Annotated in this window: 6 protein-coding genes; 3 read left to right on the forward strand and 3 right to left on the reverse strand. The window is 65.9% G+C overall.

Going from position 1 to position 6,409, the window contains the following annotated elements; genetic code table 11:
• Positions 1-4: 4 nt before the first annotated feature.
• The 3 genes from N3J91_06220 to rpsO form a co-directional block, all read right to left on the reverse strand.
• Positions 5-895 carry an SDR family oxidoreductase gene (locus N3J91_06220; GenBank protein MCX8156026.1) on the reverse strand — a complete coding sequence of 297 codons (891 nt, stop codon included), beginning with the start codon at positions 893-895 and terminating at the stop codon, positions 5-7.
• Between the two features lie 69 nt (positions 896-964).
• Positions 965-3,337 carry a polyribonucleotide nucleotidyltransferase gene (pnp, locus tag N3J91_06225; GenBank protein MCX8156027.1) on the reverse strand — a complete coding sequence of 791 codons (2,373 nt, stop codon included), beginning with the start codon at positions 3,335-3,337 and terminating at the stop codon, positions 965-967.
• Between the two features lie 235 nt (positions 3,338-3,572).
• A complete protein-coding gene (rpsO, locus tag N3J91_06230; protein MCX8156028.1) occupies positions 3,573-3,827 on the reverse strand; it encodes a 30S ribosomal protein S15 in 255 nt (84 codons plus the stop codon).
• Positions 3,828-4,009: 182 nt separating this feature from the next.
• Between rpsO and N3J91_06235 the strand changes: the two genes are divergently transcribed.
• From N3J91_06235 to N3J91_06245, 3 genes are all read left to right on the forward strand, one after another.
• Complete coding sequence (locus N3J91_06235; protein ID MCX8156029.1) at positions 4,010-4,891, forward strand: rhomboid family intramembrane serine protease; 882 nt, start codon at positions 4,010-4,012, stop codon at positions 4,889-4,891.
• A 98-nt stretch (positions 4,892-4,989) separates the two neighbouring features.
• Positions 4,990-5,604, forward strand: a complete 615-nt coding sequence (gene clpP / locus N3J91_06240) for an ATP-dependent Clp endopeptidase proteolytic subunit ClpP (protein MCX8156030.1) — start codon at positions 4,990-4,992, stop codon at positions 5,602-5,604.
• Positions 5,605-5,702: 98 nt separating this feature from the next.
• Positions 5,703-6,409 (forward strand): AAA family ATPase (locus N3J91_06245; GenBank protein ID MCX8156031.1); only part of this gene is annotated, 707 nt, incomplete at its 3' end.

Consider the following 6,409-nt stretch of genomic DNA (forward strand, 5'->3'; position numbering starts at 1 on the left):
CCGCTCAACCGGCCGGCAGCCCCTCGCTCTGCAGCCGCCGGATTTCCTCCCCAAATCCCCGCCGGAAGTCCGGATAGCGCGGCTGCCAGCCCAGCTCGGCTTTCAACCGCAGGTTGCTGACGCGCTTGTGCGTCAAAGCCCGTTTGCGCGGCGCGCGCTCGCCGGCTTCCGCCGCCGGGGGCAGCGGCCGGTGCAGCACCTCCGCCAGCCAGCCATACAACTCGCGCGGCGTGACCGGGTGATCATCGGCCACATTATAAACTCGCCCCGCCGCCGCGGCGCGCTGCTCCCACGCGGCCAGAATGGCCGCCACCACGTCATCGCGGTGAATCATGTTGAGCCAGCGGCCTTCCCCCTCCCCCAGCCGGGCCTGGCCGGCCAGAAATTGTTGCAGCCAGAAACACCGCCCCGGCCCGTAGATGCCCGCCAGCCGCAGAATGGTCACCGGCAGTCCCGCCGCGCGCCATTCCTGTTCGGTGGCCACCAGCACCTGCGCCGTTTCACTGGCCGGCGCGGTGGGGCTGTCCTCCGTCACCCAGCCTCCATCCGTCTGACCATAAACGCTGGTGCTGCTCAAATGGATGTACAAATCGGGGGGATCCGCGGCCAGCACCTCGCGCAGATGCCGGCCCGCCTCCAGAAACACCTGGCGATACACCTCCACCCCGCCGCGGCTGGAGGAAACACAGTTGATGACCACCTCCCACCGCTGGCGCAGGGTTTGCACCGCCTCCCGCCGGGTGAGATCCAGGGTGAGCCAGCGCACGCGCTCCAGCGGCGCCGGCACCGGCTCCGCCGCACTGCGCCGCACCGCGTGGACTTCGGCGCCGCGCTGGAGAAGCTCTGCCGCCAGCGCCGTGCCCACGTAGCCGCAACCCAAAATCAATGCGCGCATAATCCCGGGCGGACCGCGGCGCGTTGGGCCCCGCAGGCCGGTGGCCTGGGCAAACCTTGGGCCTCAGGCCTAGTCGTCGCGCCGGTGATGGCCGCGCCCGCCGCCATGCCGGCCGCGCCCGCCGCCCCCGCCCCCGCCACGCGGCGCACGGCTCCCGCCGCGCGGTGCCTGGCGCTCCCGCCGTTCCGGGCGTTCCGGGCGTTCCGAGCGTTCGCGGCGCTCGCCTTCGTAGGGCTGCGCCTCCTCCGCCTCCGACTGCTCCTCGGCGGCCTCGGTGGCTGCCGCGGCGTCATCGGCCGCCGGCGCGCCCTCCTGGCCCTCGGCCATCATGCGATCCCGCTCCGCCATGGCGGCCTTGCGGGAAAGGCGCACCCGGCCTTTTTCGTCCACGCCCAGGCACTTGACCATGATTTCATCGCCCAGCTTGACGATGTCCTCGGTCTGCTTGACGCGGAAATTGGCCAGCTCGCTGATGTGACAGAGGCCGTCCTTGCCCGGCAGGAATTCGACAAAGCAGCCAAAGTCTTTGATCGTCACCACCTTGCCGCGATAAATCTTGCCCACCTCGGCCTCGGCCGTCATCCCCATGATGGCGTCGCGGGCGATCTTCATGCCCTCGGCGCTGGTGGAGTAGATGTTGACGGTGCCGTCGTCCTCGATGTTGATTTCGCAGCCGGACTCCTCGACGATGCGCTTGATGTTCTTGCCGCCCGGGCCGATCAACGCGCCGATCTTCTCCGGATTGATCTTCAGCGTCTCAATGCGCGGCGCATACTTGCTCAGCTCCGGCCGCGGCGCCGCCAGCACCTTGCTCATTTCGCCCAAAATGTACAGCCGCCCGGCTTTGGCGCGCTCCAGCGCCTCGGCCATGATGCGGTGCGGCAGGCCCTTGAGCTTGAGATCCAACTGGAATCCCGTGATGCCGTTGGCCGTGCCGGCAATCTTGCAATCCATGTCGCAGAAGGCGTCCTCCCAGCCGATGATGTCGGTGAGCAGCTCATAGCGGCTGATGCCGCCCTGGGCGTCCATTTCCGTGCACAGGCCGATGCTGATGCCCGCCACCGGCCGCTGCAACGGCACGCCGGCATCCATCAGCGCCAAGCTCGCCCCGCACACCGTGGCCATGCTCGTCGAACCGTTGGACTCCATGATCTCGCTGGTCACCCGGATGGCGTATGGATAATTCTCCAGCGGCAGCAGCGGCTCAATGCTCCGCTCCGCCAGCGCCCCGTGCCCGATCTCCCGCCGCCCCGGCCCGCTGATGCGCCCGGTCTCGCCCACGCTGAAGTTGGGGAAGTTGTAGTGCAGCAGAAAACGCTTGGTGGTGTCGCCCCCGGCGTAGGCGTCAAACTCCTGCGCATCCTCGCTGGTGCCCAGCGTGGCCAGGGTGACCGCCTGCGTTTCCCCGCGGCAGAACAGGGCCGATCCATGCGCCCGCGGCAGCAGGCCCACCTCGCAGGAAATGGGGCGGATCTGATCAAACGGCCGCCCGTCCAGCCGCTTCTTCTCATTCAAAATGAGACTGCGCACGGCCTCCTTCTGTATGTAGTAAAACGCGTCGTTGATGACGAACTCGGTGACCTTCTCGGCCCCAAATTTCTCCACCAGCCGGGCGCCCACCTCGTCCTGCACCGCCTTGACCGCGGCCTCGCGCGCCAGTTTGCCGGGGGTCAGGAGCGCCGGCACAATCTTGTCGCCCGCCAGGCGTTTGGCCTCGGCCAGGATTTCCTCCGGCACCACCTGCACGGTGATGGCCCGTTTGGGCTTGCCGGCGCGGGCCGCCAGCTCCTTCTGGGCGGCAATGAGCGGCTGGATGGCCTCGTGGCCAAACTGCAGCGCCGCCATGAAATCAGCCTCGCTGATCTCCTTGGCCGAGCCCTCAAACATCAGCAGCTCGGTCTCGCTGCCCACATAAACCATGTCCATATCGCTCTGATCCCGCTCCTGATGGGTGGGATTGGCAATCCACTGCCCGTTCACCCGCCCCACCCGCACCGCTCCCAGCGGCCCGGCCCACGGAATGTCGCTGACCATCAAGGCCGCCGACGCCCCAATGACGCTCAGGATGTCCGGATCATTCTCCCCGTCGGCGCTGAGCAATATGCTCTGCACCTGCACCTCATTGAACCAGCCTTTGGGGAACAACGGCCGGATCGGCCGGTCCGTCAGCCGGCTGGTGAGGATTTCCTTCTCCGTGGGGCGGCCTTCCCGCTTGAAATAGCCGCCCGGAAAGCGCCCGGCGGCGGCCGCCTTCTCGCGGTAATCCACGGTTAAGGGGAAGAAGTCCTGGCCTTCCTTGGCCTTGATGGCGGCCACCGCCGCCACTATGACGATGGTTTCTCCCAGTTGAACGGTTACGGCTCCGTCGGCCTGCTTGGCCAGTTTGCCAGTTTCGATGTGAATCGGACGGTTGCCCACTTGGGCGGTTACTTTTTCTGCCATGTTGTACATCCAACCGCCAGTACCGGGGTACTTCGTTCAACATCCAACCCTCCTCCGGGAGCGGCTGCTGAAGGAAATGCCTCGGCTGGCGGTTGCTTCTTTCTATCTCTCGTGACTTCGGTTTTTTCTGGAAACGGGCCGCTCGGGTCACGTTGCCAAACGGCCCGCCCCCCAAAAACTGAACCCCTGCCCGGGCCGGTGCGGCTGACGCGCCGCCCCGGGCCGTCACCGGCTCCTACCGGCGCAATTTCAGCTTTTTGGTCACTGCCTGATACCGGGCGGCATCGGTCTGGTGCAGGTAGTCCAGCAACCGCCGGCGCTGCCCCACCATCATCAACAACCCGCGGCGCGAGCTGTGATCCTTCTTGTGCTTCTGCAAATGCTCCGTCAACTGATTGATGCGCTCGGTCAACAGCGCAATTTGCACATCCGCCGACCCGGTATCCTTGTCGTGCAGCTTAAATTTCTCGATGGTCTTGCTCTTGTCCATATCGGCTTCCGACCGCCCAGGCGGTCTTTCATCTCAACGTTCTATTTCAGCTTCGTTAACTTCAATAAAGCGACAAAATAACCACATCCCCAGCCGCCTGTAAAGTTTATTCCGCACAAAAGTGCCCTCCCTGCCCCTCCCCCGCATTGCCCCCGCCGCCCGCCAATGCTAGCTTGTACCCCATGGCGTCCCCTGCCCGCCTGCCCGTCCGCTCGGAAGAGCAAGCCCGCGAATGGAGCCTGGTCCTCATCAGCCAGGGCATCGAGTCGGCCTGGCAGCAGGACCCCGCCTCCGGCCAGTGGTTCCTCGAGCTGGACCCCGCCCACCTGACCGCCGCCTGCCAGCACCTCCGCCTCTACCTCCGGGAAAACCGCAACCGCCGCTGGCAAAGCCCCGTGGGGGGGACCGGCGAAATCTATGACTGGCGGGTGTGGTTTTGGGCGGCCTTCCTGGCGGTGATGTTTTACCTGCAGGCGGTGTTGCCGGTGGATTTGTCGCTGGCCGGCCGGGTGGACGGCGCCGCCGTGGCCCGGGGTGAACTCTGGCGGCTGTTCACCGCCACCACCCTCCACGGCGACGAAGCGCATTTGCTCGCCAATCTGGCCTCGGGCGTGCTCCTCCTCGGCCTGGCCATGGGCGCGTTTGGACCGGGCGCCGCCCTGCTGGCCGGTTTGCTGGCGGGGGCGGCCGGCAACGCGGCCACCCTCCTGGTGCACGGCCCAGCGCATCTGAGCCTGGGCGCCTCCGGCGTGGTGATGGGCGCGCTCGGCCTGCTCGCCGCCCAGTCGGTGCTCGAGGCCCGCGCCCAGCCCCGCCGCCAGTGGCTCACGCGCGGACTGGCCGGCGCCCTCCTGCTCACCGTCCTCCTGGGCCTGAACCCCGCCAGCGATGTCACGGCCCACCTGGGCGGGCTGGGGGCCGGCCTGCTGTTGGGCCTTGGCCTGAGCAAAGCGCGGCAGCACATCCCGGCCACCCTGGCGCAATGGGACCCCTGGCTGGCGTATGCCTGCGGCGCCCTGCTGGCGGCAGCCTGGGCCGCCGCCCTGCTGGCCGCCGCCCCTTGAAGGGCCGGCCTGAACCGCCTGCCCCGCCGGTTTTTCCGCGCAAAACTTGACGCTGGGCAGGCCCACGAGTAGGTTGGCAAAGTTAGGATATCGTCATTATGAATAATTTTCTGGTGCCAATGGTGGTCGAGCAGACCGGGCGCGGCGAGCGCGGCTATGACATTTACTCCCGGCTGCTGGTGGACCGCATTGTCTTTCTGGGCACGGCGGTGGATGACATGGTGGCCAACCTCATCATCGCCCAGTTGTTGTTTCTCCAGATGAATGACCCCAAGAAAGACATCCACCTCTACATCAATTCCCCCGGCGGCAGCGTCACCGCCGGCCTGGCCATTTATGACACCATGCAGTTTCTCACCTGCGATGTGAACACCTACTGCATCGGCCAGGCCGCCAGCATGGGGGCCGTGCTCCTGGCCGCCGGCACCAAGGGCAAGCGCTTCGGCCTCCCCAACTCCCGCATCATGGTGCATCAGCCCTGGGGCGGCGTGCAGGGCCAGGCCACCGACATCAGCATCCAGGCCCGCGAAATCCTCCGCCTCAAAGACCGCCTCAACGAAATCCTCGCCAAACATTGCGGCCGCTCCGTGGAGGAGGTGGCCCGCGACACCGACCGCGACCGCTTCATGTCCAGCGAGGAGGCCAAGGAATACGGCCTCATTGACCAGGTGGTGGTCAGCCGCAAGGAAATCCCCGCCCAAAAGAAGGACTGAACCCGTTCAGTCCCGCCCCGGCCCCGCTGATGATAAAAAAGTGGCGGTTTGCCGCAAAGGGACTAATTTTATTTTACCTGAAACCGCCCGGTTGAACTATGGCCCGAATCAAAGCCAATCCCATGTGCAGCTTCTGTGGCAAGGCACACACAGAAGTTAAGAAGCTCATCCAGGGGCCGGGCGTCTATATCTGCGACACCTGCGTTCTGCTCTGCAAAAGCGTGCTGGACAAGGAATTGGGACCCGCCCCGCCCCCGCCGCAGGGGCCGGCCCGCATCCCGCGCCCCGTCGAGCTGAAGCGGCTGCTGGATGAATATTGCGTGGGGCAGGAGCACGCCAAAAAAGTGCTCTCCGTGGCCGTGCACAACCATTACAAGCGCATCGCCCACACCACCGCCTCCGACACGCATCCCGCCGGCGCGACCGACAAGGAGGTCCAGATCGAGAAATCCAACATCCTCCTCATCGGCCCCACCGGCAGCGGCAAAACCCTCCTGGCCCGCACCCTCGCCCAGGCGCTGGATGTGCCCTTCGCCATCGCCGACGCCACCACCCTCACCGAGGCCGGCTATGTCGGCGAGGATGTCGAGAACATCCTGCTCGCCCTCATCCAGAACGCCGACTACGACCTCAAGGCCGCCGAAATCGGCATCGTCTACATCGACGAAATCGACAAGATCGCCAAGAAGGGCGAGAACATCTCCATCACCCGCGACGTCTCCGGCGAGGGCGTCCAGCAGGCCCTCCTCAAGATGCTCGAGGGCACCGTCTCCAACGTCCCCCCCCCTGTCTCTTATACACATCT

The sequence above is a fragment of the Verrucomicrobiia bacterium genome, assembly GCA_026414565.1.
In the GTDB taxonomy this organism is placed as follows: Bacteria; Verrucomicrobiota; Verrucomicrobiia; order Limisphaerales; family Fontisphaeraceae; genus Fontisphaera.